The organism is Streptomyces sp. NBC_01571 (genome assembly GCF_026339875.1).
Lineage (GTDB): Bacteria > Actinomycetota > Actinomycetes > Streptomycetales > Streptomycetaceae > Streptomyces.
This window is the reverse complement of sequence record NZ_JAPEPZ010000001.1, coordinates 4,623,367-4,639,917: the sequence shown is the minus strand read 5'-3', so window position 1 is coordinate 4,639,917 and position 16,551 is coordinate 4,623,367. Positions and strand designations below refer to the sequence as shown.

General features: G+C 70.8%; 14 protein-coding genes. 4 read left to right on the top strand and 10 right to left on the bottom strand.

Annotated features, from left to right (window positions below; translation table 11 throughout):
- Nucleotides 1-53 precede the first annotated feature (53 nt).
- From OHB41_RS20725 to OHB41_RS20715, 3 genes are all read right to left on the bottom strand, one after another.
- Nucleotides 54-1,280 carry a L,D-transpeptidase gene (locus OHB41_RS20725; RefSeq protein WP_266699713.1) on the bottom strand — a complete coding sequence of 409 codons (1,227 nt, stop codon included), beginning with the start codon at nucleotides 1,278-1,280 and terminating at the stop codon, nucleotides 54-56.
- Nucleotides 1,281-1,558: 278 nt separating this feature from the next.
- Entirely contained in the window at nucleotides 1,559-2,590 is a 1,032-nt protein-coding gene (locus tag OHB41_RS20720; protein WP_266699712.1) for a P1 family peptidase, read from the bottom strand.
- A 257-nt stretch (nucleotides 2,591-2,847) separates the two neighbouring features.
- Nucleotides 2,848-4,080, bottom strand: coding sequence for a low temperature requirement protein A (locus tag OHB41_RS20715; RefSeq protein WP_266699711.1), 1,233 nt, complete (start codon nucleotides 4,078-4,080; stop codon nucleotides 2,848-2,850).
- A 103-nt stretch (nucleotides 4,081-4,183) separates the two neighbouring features.
- On the opposite strand from OHB41_RS20715, the gene OHB41_RS20710 reads away from it, so the two are divergent.
- Entirely contained in the window at nucleotides 4,184-4,414 is a 231-nt protein-coding gene (locus tag OHB41_RS20710; RefSeq protein WP_266699710.1) for a hypothetical protein, read from the top strand.
- Nucleotides 4,415-4,508: 94 nt separating this feature from the next.
- Here OHB41_RS20710 and mscL read toward each other — a convergent pair whose 3' ends face one another.
- From mscL to OHB41_RS20680, 6 genes are all read right to left on the bottom strand, one after another.
- The gene (gene mscL / locus OHB41_RS20705) at nucleotides 4,509-4,979 is read right to left on the bottom strand and encodes a large conductance mechanosensitive channel protein MscL (RefSeq protein ID WP_266699709.1); all 471 of its coding nucleotides are present in this window, start codon (nucleotides 4,977-4,979) and stop codon (nucleotides 4,509-4,511) included.
- 126 nt (nucleotides 4,980-5,105) lie between these two features.
- Nucleotides 5,106-5,807, bottom strand: coding sequence for a hypothetical protein (locus OHB41_RS20700; RefSeq protein ID WP_266699708.1), 702 nt, complete (start codon nucleotides 5,805-5,807; stop codon nucleotides 5,106-5,108).
- 191 nt (nucleotides 5,808-5,998) lie between these two features.
- Complete coding sequence (locus OHB41_RS20695) at nucleotides 5,999-6,877, bottom strand: S-methyl-5'-thioadenosine phosphorylase (protein ID WP_266699707.1); 879 nt, start codon at nucleotides 6,875-6,877, stop codon at nucleotides 5,999-6,001.
- 90 nt (nucleotides 6,878-6,967) lie between these two features.
- Entirely contained in the window at nucleotides 6,968-7,285 is a 318-nt protein-coding gene (locus tag OHB41_RS20690; protein WP_266699706.1) for an FmdB family zinc ribbon protein, read from the bottom strand.
- A 68-nt stretch (nucleotides 7,286-7,353) separates the two neighbouring features.
- The gene (locus OHB41_RS20685; protein ID WP_266699705.1) at nucleotides 7,354-8,616 is read right to left on the bottom strand and encodes an MFS transporter; all 1,263 of its coding nucleotides are present in this window, start codon (nucleotides 8,614-8,616) and stop codon (nucleotides 7,354-7,356) included.
- 265 nt (nucleotides 8,617-8,881) lie between these two features.
- A complete protein-coding gene (locus OHB41_RS20680) occupies nucleotides 8,882-10,417 on the bottom strand; it encodes a potassium/proton antiporter (protein ID WP_266699704.1) in 1,536 nt (511 codons plus the stop codon).
- A 224-nt stretch (nucleotides 10,418-10,641) separates the two neighbouring features.
- Between OHB41_RS20680 and OHB41_RS20675 the strand changes: the two genes are divergently transcribed.
- The gene (locus OHB41_RS20675) at nucleotides 10,642-13,413 is read left to right on the top strand and encodes a penicillin acylase family protein (RefSeq protein ID WP_266699703.1); all 2,772 of its coding nucleotides are present in this window, start codon (nucleotides 10,642-10,644) and stop codon (nucleotides 13,411-13,413) included.
- Nucleotides 13,414-13,544: 131 nt separating this feature from the next.
- Here the strand turns inward: OHB41_RS20675 and OHB41_RS20670 are convergent, their stop codons facing one another.
- Complete coding sequence (locus OHB41_RS20670; protein WP_266699702.1) at nucleotides 13,545-14,120, bottom strand: 5-formyltetrahydrofolate cyclo-ligase; 576 nt, start codon at nucleotides 14,118-14,120, stop codon at nucleotides 13,545-13,547.
- Nucleotides 14,121-14,252: 132 nt separating this feature from the next.
- Here OHB41_RS20670 and galU point away from each other — a divergent pair, with 132 nt between their 5' ends.
- Together galU and glp are read left to right on the top strand one after the other, a co-directional pair.
- Nucleotides 14,253-15,164 (top strand): UTP--glucose-1-phosphate uridylyltransferase GalU, encoded by a 912-nt coding sequence (gene galU / locus OHB41_RS20665; protein WP_168528581.1) that lies wholly within the window; start codon nucleotides 14,253-14,255, stop codon nucleotides 15,162-15,164.
- Nucleotides 15,161-16,486: a molybdotransferase-like divisome protein Glp gene (gene glp, locus OHB41_RS20660; protein ID WP_266699701.1), complete on the top strand. Its 1,326-nt coding sequence runs from the start codon at nucleotides 15,161-15,163 to the stop codon at nucleotides 16,484-16,486. Before galU ends, glp begins: the two co-directional genes overlap by 4 nt.
- The last annotated feature ends 65 nt before the right edge of the window (nucleotides 16,487-16,551 follow it).

Sequence of the window (16,551 nt, the reverse complement as noted above, 5' to 3'; positions counted from 1 at the left end):
CGGGCCGCGCGGCGAGTTCCCACGCGGCCCGCTCCGGCGTCAACGGCGTCCCGTCAGGCGGTACTTCCCGCGGTCCACGCACTCCACGACATGTTCCAGCCGTTCAGACCGTTGTCGGGTGCGACCGTCTTGTCGGGCGAGTTCTTCACCGTCACGACATCCCCGACGAGGGAGTTGTCGAAGAACCACTTGGCGGTCGTGTCCCCCTGCGCGCCCTGCACGTCGGCCATGCCCACACAGCCGTGGCTGGTGCCCTGCCGGCCGAAGGGCGGATTCCCGCGGTTGTACCAGTAGTTGCCGTGGACGAAGGTGCCCGAGGTCGTCAGGCGCATCGCGTGCGGCACGTCCGGGATGTCGTACTCGCCGCCGTAGCCCACCGTCGAGCCGTTCATCCGCGTCTGCGTGAACTTCTCGGAGATCACCATCTGCCCGTTGTACGTCGTGTGCTCCGGGCTGCCGGCCGAGATCGGCACCGACTTGAGGGTCTTGCCGTCCCGTACCACCGTCATGGTCTGGGTGTTGACGTCAACCGTGGAGACCTGCGAGCGGCCGATGGTGAAGGTGACCGTCTTCTTCTGTACGCCGAAGACGCCGTTCGCCCCCTCGACGCCGTCCAGGTCGATCTTCATCGTCACCTTGGAGCCTGCCTTCCAGTACTGCTCGGGCCGGAAGTCGAGCCGCTGCGCGCCGAACCAGTGCCCGACCACCTGCTGCCCGCTGCTGGAAGTGACGCTGATGTGCGACTGCACGGCCTTCTGCTTGCTGATCGCCTTGTCGAAGGTGAAGGAGACCGGCATCCCGACGCCGACCGTGCTGCCGTTGTCGGGCGTGTACGTACCGATGAAGCTGTTGCTCGAAGAGACCGTCGTGAAAATGGAGTTGGCGGCCGCCGTGCGCCCGTTGGCGTCCTTCGCGGTGGCCGAGATCCGGTACTTCGTCCCGCGCTCCAGCTGTGCCTCGGGCTGCCAGCTGCTGCCGTCGGCGGCTATCGCCCCCGGCACGGCGGCCCCGCTCCCCGACACCGTCATCTTCACGTCCGTCAGCTTGCCTTCGCTCACCTTCACGCCGGTCGCGTTGATGGACGCGCTCGTCGAACCGTCCTTGGCCGAGATGACGATCTTCGCCGTGGACGTCTTGGCCGAGCCGCTGCCGTTCTTGCCGCCCTTGCCGTCGGTTTCGGCACTGGCGTTGCCGCCGCAGGCGGTGAGGGCGAGGGCGCCGACCATCAGGGCGGCACAGGCCCCCAGTGCGCGCCGCGCTGCTGAGTTCGGCGTATTCACGGGCTTCTCCAGTTCCTTGTGATGTGGGTGATCCGCTCCGGTGCGTGGGGAAAGAGCGCGCGGTGCAGAGCAGGGTTCCCACGATCTCCGCCTGTCGCCTTCCGGTGACAGAACCAGGACATTCGCCCCCCTTCGCGGACACCCCTGCGGCCACCTGCCACCGACCACCGACTGTCGGCTGCTGGCTGCCGACCACGGCCTGTCGACCACGGGCAGTCGCCCAGGGGCTGTCGACGACCGGCAGCCGACGACTGGTCGGTGGACGTCCGGCTGTTCGACTACCGGCTCCCGTACAACTCCTCGTACGACGCCCACGCCCCGCCCGGGCCGTCCACCGACCCGGCCGCCCGTACCGCCCGCACGATCGCCCGTGTCACCAGGTCCGCGCCGGCCGCCAGGATCTCGTTGAGCGCGAGCGGGTTCCCGGCGGCGAGTGGCCGGACGCCGGTGGCCAGCGCGAACACCGTGTCCCCGTCGTTGAGCAGATGCACCGGCCGTACCGCGCGGGCGATGCCGTCGTGTGCCGTCCCGGCGAGTTTGTGCGCCTGTGCCCGGGTGAGGGCCGCGTCGGTCGCGACGACGGCGAGCGTGGTGTTCAGCGGCGGCGGCGCGTTCTTCGCGGCGGCCTCGGCAAGGCGGTGCCGGGCCGCCTCGTGGACCCCGGCCGGGGGATACTCCACCCGGCCGCCCCCCAGCAACTCCCCGTACAGCGCTCCGGTCTCCGGATCCACGGCCGATCCCGCCGCGTTGGCCACCACCAGCGCGGCCACCGTGATCCCCGAGTCGAGCACGGCGCTCGCCGTCCCGACACCGCCCTTGACCGACCCGACCGTCGCCCCCGTGCCGGCACCCACGCACCCTTCCGCCACCGGGGCGCCCGGTCCGCTCGCGTCGGCCGCCTCGACCGCGGCCCGGCCCGTGGCCGCGTCCGGCCGTGCCCGGAAGTCGCCGCCGCGGCCCAGGTCGAAGACGCAGGCGGCGGGCACCACCGGCACGACGTGCGCCGGATCGACGCCCACCCGTACGCCGCGGCCCCGCTCCTCCAGCCAGGCCATCACCCCGGACGCGGAGTCCAGTCCGTACGCGCTGCCGCCGGTCAGGACGACCGCCTCGACCTGCTGCACCAGGTTGCGCGGGTCGAGCGCGTCGGTCTCCTTGGTGCCGGGTCCACCGCCGCGCACGTCGACGGCCGCGACGGCGCCGCCCGGGGGAGCGAGCACCACGGTGGTGCCGGTGAGCCAACCGCCGCCGGTACGTGTCGCGTGCCCGACGCGCAGCCCCGCGACATCTGTCAGAGCGTCAACTGTCATGGGTCCAGTGTTTCCCCCGCCCCGCCCTCGGCGCTCCCCTCTCCGCCCAGCGCTTCCTCCGCGCTTCCCGGGCGCGCCCGCTCGGCCGTCCACCCACTCGCCCGCCCGCCGGTCCGCCCGTACTCCCCTCGGCCCGTACTCCCCTCCGCCGGTACTGCCCGCCTGCCCGGCTGCCCGCGTGCCTGCCTGCCCGTCGATCAGTCGGCCTGTCCGCCCGTGCCCGAGCCGCTCGATCGGCCCTTACGCGGCCCGGGCCCCTAAGCGGCCCCCGCCGTCTCCCGTCTCTCCGGCGCGGTCATCCGCGCCGTCAGGATCACTCCCACGGCCACCGTCAGGGCCGCCACGACTCCTGCCACGAGCACCGCCCACTCGCCCAGGAAGGTGCACAGGATCACCAGCAACGCGGCCGTCGGCAGCACCAGTTGCTGAGCGGTGCCCACCTTGAAGTGGCGCGCGTGCAGGAGCCACACCATGAGGAAGTACAGCGCCGTCGGCAGTGTCACCGCGGCGGACGCGGCGAGCGTCGAGATGTGCGCCTTGCCGACCGCCTGCTCGACCGCGACCTCCAGACCCGCGCCGATCGCGGCCGCCGACGAGAAGATCAGATAGTGGCCGTACCCCCACAGGAACGACTGCCTGTTGGACCGCAGGAAACCGTGGATGGGCACCGCGAAGTAGATCCACCAGGCGGCGAAGACGATCAGCAGTCCGCCCACGGCGATCGGCAGCAGATGGCCCAGCGCGTCCTGCTCGTCCACGCCCGTCTTCACGGCGACCGTGGCCGCGGAGATCGACTCGCCCAGCACGATGATCGTGAACAGGCCGAACCGCTCGGAGATGTGGTGGGCGTGCCACGAGGTGACGTAGTCCTTCTCCGCGTACAACGGGACGCACATCTCCAAGGGCGCCATCACCAGGAACACCCAGGCGCGGGCGGACTCCGGCAGGACCACCAGACCGAGCCAGCCGACCTGGCAAAGCAGCACGCCGGCCGCGTAGCGCAGCGCCATCGTTCTCTCGGCGCCCTCGCTGGAGCGCGCCGCTCGCAGCCACTGGGTGATCAGCGCGAGCCGCATGATCACGTAGCCGAGCCAGACGGCCAGGAAGACGTGGTTCTCGAACGCCCGCGACACCCCGGCGGCGAGCACCAGCACACCGCCGATCTGCACCAGCGTGACCACTCGGAAGAGCACGTCGTCGTTGTCGTACGCCGAGGCGAACCACGTGAAGTTCATCCACGCCCACCAGATGGCGAAGAAGATCATCACGTAGTTGAGGATGCCCCGGCCCGCGTGGCCCTCGGCCATGGAGTGCATCAGCTCGGCGCCGGCCTGGGCGATCGCCACGACGAAGCACAGGTCGAAGAAGAGCTCCAGCGGCGTCGCGACCCGGTGCGCCTCGTCCCGGCCCCGGGCGGTCATCCTGCGCAAGGGCCCGTGCCGGGACGTGTCGGGCGGCGGTGCGGATTCGGAAGCGGAACTGGACGTCATGCGGCCAAGCACAGCAGAAAAGAACCCGGAACGCCCACGCCGGGGGCCTGATCTCCTGGTTGTGGCGCGAGGGGCCGGCACGCCCTCGGCGTACCCTGGACGCATGAGTACCACCCCCGCGCCCGAACCGCGCGATGCCCCGGAACCGCGCACCGAGTCGTCCGGGGAGGTGCGCCCCGCTCCCCGGAAGCCGACGCTGGTCTTCGACGACCCGCTGAGCCGGCAGTCCTCCGACGACACGGACCGGGGATGGGGCGAGGGGTCGCGCGACGACGCCGACAGCGCGGCGGACCTGAAGCGCTTCCTCGACGAGAAGCCGCCCCACCACATCTGAGCCGGGCAGCGGGGCCGGCGGACACGGCCCCCGCGCCCTCGGGACCGGCCCCCGCCCGGTCCCCACTGTGACGACAGCCCTCGTCGGAACAGGCCTAGTCGGGCCGCTGCCCCGGACCGCGCTGAGCCAACAGGGCGTCGCGGATCTCTTTGAGCACCTGCAGCTCGGACACCTCGACGATCTCCTGCGTGCCCTCCTTGGCCTTCTGGCGGGCTGCCTGCCGGGCCAGGAACTTCGACATCGGCAGGACCATCAGGAAGTAGACGACGGCCGCGGTGATCACGAAGCTGAGCGTGGCGCCCAGCACCGAGCCCCAGAGGATCCGAACCCCCGTGGCGGTGTCCCCGCTGCCCTTGCACGGATCCTTCAGACAGCTGGTGTAACTGTCGAGGTTCTTCGTGCCGATCGCACCCACCAGCGGGTTGATGATGCCCTTCACCACCGAGTTGACGATGTTGGTGAAGGCCGCTCCGATGACCACCGCGACGGCCAGATCGATGACATTGCCCCGCATGAGAAAGGCCTTGAAGCCCTCCCAGACGCCGGGTTGCTGCTTCTCGCTCACCAAGGGGCCCCTCTGCACAAGTTGTGGAACAAACAGCTCCGCAACCTACGTCAGGGCACGCCGGAGCTGTCCAATCCCGTAGCTCCCGTGTGGGACTTGACACCGATTCGATATCCGGCGGAGTCCTCAGCACAGTGTCACCGCCAGCCGTGAGGTGATGCCCGCACCCGCCAGCCGTGCCGCGGTGGGCCGGGGCACGGACAGCACGACCAGCGCACCGGGTTCCGTACCGCCGGAGTCCGGCACCGCGCTCACCCGGGCCCCGGCCGCGACCACGCGCCCCTGCCCGCGGCCGTCCGACGCGACCACGTCGACACGATCCCCCGGCCTGAGCAGCCGCACCGTGGCCGCGTCGGCGATCCGCACCGGCGCCGCCACCATCTCGGCCCCGCCGGGTCCCCGCACGGAACCGGAAGCGGAACCGGAAGGTGAAGAGGGGGAGGGGGACGAAGCGGACCCAGGAGTGGACAAGGGCGAGGGCGAAGTCGAGGACGCCGGGTGGCCGCGCGCCCGCTCCGCGACTCGGGGGCCGGCCGCCACGAGGGCCGCCGCCGTGACCGCGAGACCCGCGGCCACGGCCCGCCGCCGGTGCCGGGTGAGGCACCGCAGCCGATACCGGCCGCCGCGTACGCGAACGGGCGGGAACTGCGGCACTTCGCAGGTCGGAGGCGTCTCCACACCCGGCACCGGCGGTGGCTCGCCCGCGTCGTACGGGTCCAGGGGCGGGCCCACGTAGGGGCCGACGGGCCACCCCACGGGGACCTCGGCGCCCCAGGGGAGGACGGGAGCCGTGGGGAGCGGGCGGGCGGACGGGGAGAGCTGGACCATGGGGAACCACCACCTGCGACGAGGGACCGGGCTTGCGATCCCACGATGAGGCCTCGCCGCGAATCCCGTCGGAGCCGGTGGATCACCGACCAGTTGTGGACAACTCCCTCACCCGAACGAGGAGTTCCGCACGCCTCGACCGGTCTCGGCGCCGGTCCGTACCCGCCTCGCCCCGTCCCGCCCGGCGACCGTCACGGCAGCTCGAACCCCGGGTCCATGCCCCCCATGGCCGTCGTGCACAGGCAGTCCCGCGTTCCGTTCTCCGGCAGCCCCGCCACCACGTCGAACAGCACGCCCCGCAGCCGGTCCACGTTGGCCGCGAACACCTTGAGGACGTCGTCGTGCGAGACGCCCTCGCCGGCCTCGGCGCCCGCGTCCAGGTCGGTGACCAGGGTCAACGACGTGTAGCAGAGCTCGAGTTCACGGGCGAGCGCGGCCTCCGGATGGCCGGTCATGCCCACCACGGACCAGCCCTGCGCCTGATGCCACAGCGACTCGGCGCGGGTGGAGAACCGGGGCCCCTCGACCACCACGAGCGTGCCGCCGTCCACCGGCTCCCAGTCCCGCCCGCGCGCCGCCTCCAGAGCGGCCTTGCGGCCGACGGGGCAGTAGGGGTCGGCCAGCGACACGTGCACCACGTTCGGCACCGTGCCGTCCGGAAGCGGCAGTCCGTCGAAGTACGTCTGTGCCCGCGCCTTCGTCCGGTCGACCAGCTGGTCCGGCACGAGCAGCGTCCCCGGCCCGTACTCGGGGCGCAGACCGCCCACCGCGCAGGGCCCGAGGATCTGCCGGGCGCCGACGGAGCGCAGCGCCCACACGTTGGCCCGGTAGTTGATGCGGTGCGGCGGCAGATGGTGGCCGCGGCCGTGGCGCGGCAGGAAGGCGACCCGTCGCCCGGCGATCTCGCCGAGGAACAGGGAGTCGCTGGGCGGCCCGTAAGGGGTGTCCACCTGTATCTCGGTCACGTCGTCGAGGAAGGAGTAGAAGCCCGAGCCGCCGATGACGCCGATCTCGGCCGCGGCCGGCGGCTGCTCTTGGGCCGGGTTCAGTGGATTCTCCGTGTTCGCCATGGACCGCACCCTAACCGGGCCCGGGGCACACCGAAGACCCTGCCGTCGGTGACGACAGGGTCCGGTAGGAATCGCTTCCGGCGCCGCCGACTACGCGGCGGAGCTGCTGGACGAACCGCTGCCCGACGACTTCGACTCCGAGGACGACGAGGTCGTCGAAGACGAGGACGAAGAGGACGACGCCGGTGACGACGTCGACGGCTTGGACGCCGGCGAGCTGGTCGACGAGGAGCCGCGGCTGTCATTGCGGTAGAAGCCGGAGCCCTTGAAGACAATGCCGACGGCCGAGAACACCTTCTTCAGGCGGCCACCGCAGTTGGGGCACTCGGTCAGGGCATCGTCGGTGAACTTCTGCACCGCCTCGAGGCCCTCGCCGCACTCGGTGCACTGGTACTGGTAGGTCGGCACTTGTCTTCCTCCTGGCACTCTCACTCAATGAGTGCTAACGACGGTCCATAGTGACGTATTCCGAGAGATCAGTCCACTGTCACCGGCACTCGGTGACCGACGCCACGTGCGACGGTGCGGCCGGCGGGTCGTGTCGCGAGCCGTGAACGCAGGGCCACCAGGGTGAACAGGGCCAGGGCCGTACCGCCCATCGGCACCAGGAATCCGGCGCCGTCCCAAAGGCGGTCCTCCATCTGCCCGGCCACGGTGACGGCCGCGGCCTGGCCGAGGGCGACGGCACCGGTCAGCCAGGTGAAGGCCTCGGTGCGGGCGCCGGCCGGCACCAGCCCCTCGACCAGCGTGTAGCCGGTGATCAGGGCCGGAGCGATGCACATGCCGACCAGCAGTCCGATGCCGATGAGCACGGCCACGGAGTGGGCGGCCCACAGGCCGGACGCGGCGAGGGTGAGGGCGGCGTACCCGATGACGAGGCGGCGCCGGGGGGCCACCTTCCAGGCGATGGCGCCGCAGACGACGCCCGACAGCATGTTGCCGGCGGCGAAGACGCCGTACAGGACGCCGTTCATGCCGGGCTCGCCGATGGACTCGCTGAACGCGGCGAGCGAGACCTGCATGCCGCCGAAGACGGAGCCGATGCCCAGGAAGGTCACGATCAGTACGCGCACTCCGGGGATCCGCAGCGCGGAACCGTGCTCCACGCGCGCGTGCCCCTCGCGGGCGGTGGCGGGCTGGGTGCTCTTCTGCGCGGCGAAGAGAAGGCCGCCGACCAGGGTCAGCGCGGCCTCGGTCAGCAGGCCCGCGGCCGGGTGCACGGTGGTGCACAGGGCGGTCGCGACCAGCGGGCCGAGGACGAAGGTCAGCTCGTCCGTGACGGACTCGAAGGCCGCCGCGGTGCTCATCAGGGGCGAGTCCTGGAGTTTCACGCCCCAGCGGGCGCGCACCATGGGCCCGATCTGAGGCACCGAGGCGCCGGTCGGCACGGCGGCGAGGAAAAGGACCCACAGGGGGGCGTCCGACAGGGCCAGGGCGGTCAGGCAGAGGGCGGCCAGGACGTGCACCAGGACGCCGGGCAGCAGGACGGCCCGCTGCCCGTGACGGTCGGCGAGACGGCCGGTGAAGGGCGCGAACAGCGCCATGGAGACGCCGGTGGCCGCGGCGACGGCGCCGGCGGCCCCGTACGAGCCGGTGGTGTGCTGGACGAGGAGCACGAGGGAGATGGTCAGCATCGCGAACGGCTGGCGCGCCGCGAAGCCGGGAAGCAGGAACGTCCAGGCGCCGCGGGTGCGCAGCAGCTGTCCGTACCCGGGGCGGGAGGTGACCGTGGATGCCACGGCCCGTGCCTTTCTGCCGCCTGGTAGCGCGCCCGTGCGGGGGCGCCGAGAGCTGTCCTCTTGCGCGGAACTGCGGTAGATGCCGCGCCGCCCCCTGCAAGGGCACCGCGACCGCCATACGGTCGCGCCAGCTCTGCGTCAGGCAGAGTTGGTTCGATCAAAGTATGCCTTCATGGTACAGGGGGAAAGGCGTGCGGTGCCTGTGAAAGCGAGCACCACGGCGCCACTCGCCTGTGAATGCGCAACGGGGTGGATTTCCGCCGTCTCAGCGTCCGCGGCCGCCGCCCAGAGGGCCCAGCCAGTCCGCCAGCTTGCCGCCCTGGCCCACCGCACGCAGCCGTCGCTCGGCCGCGTCGCGGACCGGGTCGGTGGCCACCACCAGCAGTTCGTCGCCGCGCCGCAGCACCGTCGTGGGCAGCGGTACGAAGGAGGTCCCCTCGCGTACGACGAGGGTGACGGCGGCGCCCGCGGGCAGCCGCAGCTCGGCCACCTCGACGCCGTGCATGCGCGACCCCTTGGGGATCGCCACGGACAGCAGATGCCCCCGCAGCCGCTCCAGGGGCGCCGATTCGATGCCCAGGTCGGCGGGGCCCTTGGACTCCGCCAGCCGCAGTGTGCGGGCCAGCCAGGGCAGCGTGGGGCCCTGGATGAGGGTGTAGACGACGACCAGGACGAAGACGATGTTGAAGATCCGGCGGCTCTCCTCGATGCCGCTCACCATCGGGATGGTCGCCAGGATGATGGGCACGGCGCCGCGCAGCCCCGCCCAGGACATCAGCGTCTGCTCCTGCCAGGGGATGCGGAAGGGCAGCAGGGCGGCGAAGACGCTCAGGGGCCGGGCCACCACGGTCAGCGCCAGGCCGATGACGAGCGCGGGCCAGATGTCGTCGCCCATCTCGTGCGGCGTGACCAGCAGGCCGAGCAGCACGAACATGCCGATCTGCGCGATCCAGCCGAGCCCCTCGGCGAAGCCCCGGGTGGCGGGCCAGTGCGGCAGCTTGGCGTTGCCGAGCATCATCGAGGCGAGGTACACGGCGAGGAAGCCGCTGCCGTGGGCGAGGGCGCCGGCCGCGTAGGCGGTGACGGCGATCGCCATCACGGCGATCGGGTAGAGGCCGGAGGCCGGCAGCGCCACGTGCCGCAGCCCCCAGGAGCCGAGCCAGCCGACCGCGAGACCCATGGCCGCGCCGATGGCCAGCTCCAGGGCTATCTCTCCCACCAGCACGTACCAGTGCTCCACGGGGCCCGCCGTGCTGAAGGCGACGACGAGGATGACCACCGGGGCGTCGTTGAACCCCGACTCGGCCTCCAGGACGGCCGTCACGCGGGAGGGGAGGGGGACCTTGCGCAGCACCGAGAAGACCGCCGCCGCGTCCGTCGAGGACACCACCGCGCCGATGATGAGCGCCTGCCGCCACTCCAGGTCGATCAGGTAGTGGGCGGCGGTGGCCGTGACCCCCACGCTCACCGCGACGCCGGCCAGCGCCAGTGAGGTGGCGGCGGGAAGGACCGGTTTGATCTCCTTCCACTTCGTGCCGAGGCCGCCCTCGGCCAGGATCACGACCAGGGCCGCGTATCCGATGACCTGGGTCAGCTCGGCGTTGCTGAAGTGGATGTCGCCGACGCCGTCCTGGCCCATGGCCATGCCGATGCCCAGGTAGACGAGCAGGCTGGGGAGCCCGCTGCGCGACGAGATCCGAACCGCTGCCACCGCGACGAGCAGAACGAGCGAGCAGACGAGCAAGAGCTGGTTGAGGTGGTGGACAGTCAGCGGCCGTTCCCTTCTCGCCGATCCGGGCACGGGATCCGAGCATGTCGATCCGAACGCCGGAAGTCGGTACAGCGGTCCAAGTACTTCGTTACCTTACCTAACTCTTGACGCTTTCTTGACGCTCCTGAGGCCGAGATCAAACGCTCGGCCGTCCGGTACCCGACTCCGCGTCAAGGCGCGGTGGGCCCTGCGCCTATGGTTGCTCCAGCACTCCAGGACCGCCTGCCGCTCGCGTTAGGACAGCAAGGACAGCGATGCCCCCGAACACGACCGCCTCTTCCGGCCAAAAGCCCGGCAAGTCCGGCAGGAAGAAGGGGCGCCGCGCCCGTCTGATCCTGATCGTCCTGGTTCTGGCCCTGATCGGAGGAGTGGCCTACGGCGGGTACTGGGGAGTCAGCACCGTCCGTGCCTCCTTCCCGCAGACCAAGGGCTCCCTCACGCTCGAAGGGCTCTCGGGGCCCGTCGACGTGAAGCGGGACGGCTACGGGATCCCGCAGATCTACGCCTCCTCCGACGCGGACCTGTTCATGGCCCAGGGCTACGTCCAGGCGCAGGACCGGTTCTACGAGATGGACGTGCGCCGGCACATGACCTCGGGGCGGCTGTCCGAGATGTTCGGCAAGGGCCAGGTCAAGAACGACGAGTTCCTGCGCACGCTGGGCTGGAACCGGGTCGCCAAGGAGGAGTACGACACCAAGCTGTCGGCCTCCACCAAGAAGTACCTGCAGGCGTACGCCAAGGGAGTCAACGCCTACCTGAAGGGCAAGGACGGCAAGGACATCTCCCTGGAGTACGCGGCCCTCGGTCTCACCAACGACTACAAGCCCCAGGAGTGGACCCCGGTCGACTCGGTGGCCTGGCTCAAGGCGATGGCCTGGGACCTGCGCGGCAACATGCAGGAGGAGATCGACCGCTCCCTGATGACCAGCCGCCTGGGCCCGAAGCAGATCGCCGACCTGTACCCGGAGTACCCGTACGACCGGAACAAGACGATCACCGAGGAGGGCGCGTACGACAGCGTCACGCAGTCGTACGTCCAGAACGGCTCGACAACCACCGGCGGCACCGGGCAGTCGACGGCGGGCACCGGGCTGGCCGGCGACACGACGGCGCCGGGCGGTCTGCAGAGCCAGCTCTCCAAGCTCTACGACGTCCTCGACGACGTGCCCACGGCCGTCGGGGTCAACGGCAACGGCATCGGCTCCAACTCGTGGGTCGTGTCGGGCGAGCGCACCATCACCGGCAAGCCGCTGCTGGCCAACGACCCGCACCTGTCGGCCTCGCTGCCCTCCGTCTGGTACCAGATGGGCCTGCACTGCACCGCGGTCTCCAGCAAGTGCCCGTACGACGTCTCCGGCTACACCTTCGCGGGCATGCCCGGCGTGATAATCGGCCACAACCAGAACATCGCCTGGGGCATGACCAACTCCGGGGTCGACGTCACCGACCTCTACCTGGAGAAGATCACCGGCGACGGCTACCAGTTCGACGGCAAGGTGAAGCCCTTCACCACCCGCAAGGAAACGATCAAGATCGCAGGCGGCGGCAGCAAGACGATCGTCGTGCGCACCACCAACAACGGACCACTGCTGTCCGACCGTGACGACGAGCTGGTCAAGGTCGGCAAGAAGGCCACCGTCGACGCCGCGGCGCCCGACCGCGGCGACGGCTACGCCATCGCGCTGCGCTGGACCGCCCTGGACCCGGGCACCTCCATGGACGCCGTCTTCCGGATCGACAAGGCGTCGGGCTGGGACGAGTTCCGCAAGGCGGCCGAGTCCTTCGAGGTGCCCTCGCAGAACCTGATCTACGCCGACGGCAAGGGCGCCAAGGGCCACATCGGCTACCAGCTGCCCGGCAAGATCCCGACCCGGCCGAAGGGCGACGACGGTTCGCTCCCCTCGCCCGGCTGGGACCCCAAGTACAGGTGGACCGGCTACATCAAGCCGGCCGAGCTGCCCTATGAGTTCGACCCGGGGCGCGGCTACATCGTCACCGCCAACCAGGCCGTCGTCGACAAGGACAAGTACCCCTACACGCTCACCACGGACTGGGGCTACGGCGCGCGCAGCCAGCGGATCACCGATCTGATCAAGACGAAGACCGACGGCGGCGGCAAGATCTCGACCGACGACATGCGGCAGATGCAGCTCGACAACAGCAGCGAGATCGCCAAGCTGATCGTGCCCAAGCTGCTCAAGCTCGACATCGCCGACAAGAACGTCCGCGAGACGCAGAAGCTCCTGGAGGGCTGGGACTACACCCAGGACGCCGACTCCGCGGCGGCCGCGTACTTCAACGCGGTCTGGCGCAACATCCTCAAACTGGCCTTCGGCAACAAGCTGCCCAAGGAGCTGCGGGTCAAGGGCCAGTGCCTGTACGTCGACCCGGTCGACACCACCGGTCCCGCGGACAACGACCGGAAGGTGCTCGAGTGCGGTCAGCGCGACGCCGACCAGGCGCAGCCGGACGGCGGCGACCGCTGGTTCGAGGTGGTCCGGAAGATCATCGACGATGAGCACAACGACTGGTGGAAGGCGCCCAAGACGCGCCTCGACAAGGCGATCGACACCCGTGACGAGCTGTTCGTACGGGCCATGAAGGACGCCCGCTGGGAGCTGACCGCCAAGCTCGGCAAGGACCTCGACACCTGGAGCTGGGGCCGGCTGCACCGCCTGTTCCTGAAGAACCAGACCCTGGGCACCGAGGGCCCCTCCTTCCTGAAGTACATGCTCAACCGCGGCCCCTGGAAGCTCAGTGGCGGCGAGGCGACGGTCAACGCGACCGGCTGGAACGCCGCGGGCGGCTACGGAGTGGTGTGGGTGCCGTCGATGCGGATGGTGGTCAACCTCGACGACCTCGACAAGTCGAAGTGGATCAACCTCTCCGGGGCGTCCGGGCACGCCTACAGCGCGCACTACACCGACCAGACGGACAAGTGGGCCGAGGGCGAGCTGCTGCCGTGGGCCTTCTCGGCGAACGCGGTCGACAAGAGCACGAGGGACACCCTGGTGCTCAAGCCGTGAGGCACTGACGGCATCCGCGCAAAGGGCCCTCCACGCACGCGTGGAGGGCCCTTTCCGTGCCCGCGGGGACGCCGAGCCGTCCGGGCCAGGCCGGGTCGCCCAGCAGCCCGGCCTGGGCGACCCGGGCGACGTCACTGGAAGCGCCGGACCCCAGAAGGGGTCACCACCGCGTGCACCGGACGGTCGTGCGGCTCCCGCGGGACGTCCTCGACGACCTCGGTGTCGTACAGGAGCACCACCAGGGCCGGATCCGTCCCCGCGCGCGCCAGCCGGGCCAGTACGCGGTCGTACGAGCCGCCGCCGCGCCCCAGGCGCAGTCCGCGCCGGTCCACCGCGAGGCCGGGCAGCAGGACGGCGTCGGCCTCCTGGACGGACTCGGGGCCGAGGCGCTCACCCGCGGGCTCCAAGAGGGCCATCCGCCCGCCGTGTTGGACACGGATGAGGGAGCCCTCGCCCGCGTACGCGCCCCAGTCCAGGTCGTTGTCGGCCATGAGGACCGGCAGCAGTACGCGGACACCACGGGCGTGCAGCGCGTCCAGGAGCGCGAGGGTGCCCGGCTCGCTCCCCACGGAGACGTAGGCCGCCACCGTGCGCGCGTGCGCCAGTTCCGGGAGCTCCAGTGCGCGCACGGCCAGGACCTCGGCGGTCTCCCGCAGGTCATCGGCTGTCAACCTGCTTCTCACCGCGAGGAATCCTTGGCGCAACATTCGCTTGTCAGGCTCGGCCTCACGTCCGGCGTGGTTCACAGATCTCTCCCCGTGTTTCTTTATGTGCTCATATGAGAGCCAAGTAACCGGAGCCACAGATTCTGCTCATAGCCACCGGATATGGTTACGGGCATGACTGAGTCGCACCCCAGGATCAGCAAGGCTGTCATCCCCGCAGCAGGCCTCGGCACCCGGTTCCTGCCGGCCACCAAGGCCACTCCCAAGGAGATGCTGCCGGTCGTCGACAAGCCGGCGATCCAGTACGTGGTCGAAGAGGCCGCGTCGGCGGGTCTCGACGACGTCCTGATGATCACGGGACGCAACAAGCGCCCCCTCGAGGACCACTTCGACCGCAACTACGAGCTGGAGTCGGCCCTCCAGAAGAAGGGCGACGCCGGCCGCCTCGCCAAGGTCCAGGAGTCCAGCGACCTCGCGACCATGCACTACGTGCGCCAGGGCGACCCCAAGGGTCTCGGCCACGCGGTCCTGTGCGCGGCCCCGCACGTCGGCCACGAGCCCTTCGCGGTGCTCCTCGGCGACGACCTGATCGACCCCCGCGATCCCCTGCTCGCCCGCATGGTCGAGGTCCAGGAGCAGCACGGCGGCAGCGTCATCGCGCTCATGGAGGTCGAGCCCGAGCAGATCCACCTCTACGGCTCCGCCGCCGTGGAGACCACCGGTGAGAGCGACCTGGTCAAGGTGACCGGACTGGTCGAGAAGCCGGACCCGGCGGACGCTCCCAGCAACTACGCGATCATCGGGCGCTATGTCCTCGACCCGCACATCTTCGACATACTGCGCAAGACCGAGCCGGGCCGCGGCGGCGAGATCCAGCTCACCGACGCCCTCCAGCAGCTCGCCGCCGACGAGAAGGTCGGCGGCCCGGTGCACGGCGTCGTCTTCAAGGGCCGCCGCTATGACACCGGTGACCGCGGCGACTACCTGCGTGCCATTGTCCGACTCGCGTGCGAACGTGAAGACCTGGGCCCGGACTTCCGGACCTGGCTTCGCAGTTACGTAGCCGAGGAGATGCAGGGATCTTGAGCAGCGCTGCCGCCGCCCGCACCACCGGCCAGGACCGCCTCTGGTCGGTGGACGACCACCTGGAGGACATCCTCGCGACCGTCCGCCCCCTCGAACCCATCGAGCTGCAACTCCTCGACGCCCAGGGCTGCGTCCTGGTCGAGGACGTCACGGTGCCGGTCTCCCTGCCGCCGTTCGACAACAGCTCGATGGACGGGTACGCGGTGCGGGTCGCGGATGTCTCGGGCGCCGGCGAGGAGTATCCGGCGGTCCTCACCGTCGTCGGCGATGTCGCGGCCGGCGGTGCCGAGCCGCCGCACGTGGGTCCGGGGCAGGCGGCCCGCATCATGACCGGCGCCCCGCTGCCGCCCGGTGCCGAAGCCGTCGTTCCGGTGGAATGGACCGACGGGGGACTCGGCGAGGGCCCGGTCTCCGGGATGCGCGCCCACAGCGCCGCCCCCGAGGGCGCCTCCGGCCAGGTGCGGGTGCACCGCCCGGCCGAGGCACGCGCCCACGTGCGCGCGAAGGGCAGCGACGTGCGGGCGGGCGACCTCGCTCTCGCGGCGGGCACGGTCCTCGGCCCCCCGCAGCTCGGTCTGCTGGCCGCGATCGGCCGCGGCACCGTCCGCGTGCGCCCCCGCCCGCGGGTGGTCGTCCTGTCCACCGGCAGCGAACTGGTCCAGCCGGGCGAGGCGTTGGACACCGGCCAGATCTACGACTCGAACAGCTTCGCCCTGTGCGCCGCCGCCCGCGACGCCGGGGCCATCGGCTACCGCGTGGGCGCGGTCGCCGACGACGCCGAGACCCTCCGCTCCACCATCGAGGACCAGCTCATCCGCGCCGACCTGCTGGTCACCACCGGTGGCGTGAGCGTCGGCGCGTACGACGTCGTCAAGGAGGCCCTGTCCTCGGTGGGCGACGAGGACGAGGCGGGCGGCGGCGTCGACTTCCGCAAACTCGCCATGCAGCCCGGCAAGCCCCAGGGCTTCGGCTCCATCGGCCCCGACCACACCCCGCTGCTCGCCCTGCCGGGCAACCCCGTGTCGTCGTACGTCTCCTTCGAACTGTTCGTCCGACCCGCGATCCGCACCCTCATGGGCCTGGACGACGTCCACCGCCCCACCACCCGGGCGACTCTGCAGACCGAGAAGGCGCTGACCTCGCCCTCGGGACGCCGGCAGTTCCTGCGGGCCACGTACGAGGACGGCCGGGTGACGCCCGTCGGCGGCGCCGGATCCCACCTGGTCGCGGCCCTCGCGCACGCCGACGCGCTGATCGTCGTACCCGAGGACACCACCTCGGTCGAGCCCGGCACCGAGGTCGACGTGGTCCTGCTGGGCTGACCGGCCGCAGCCCGGAGGGGTCCTGCCCGGCTGCCCGCCCCGAGTTGGCGGTACCGTGTCGCGCA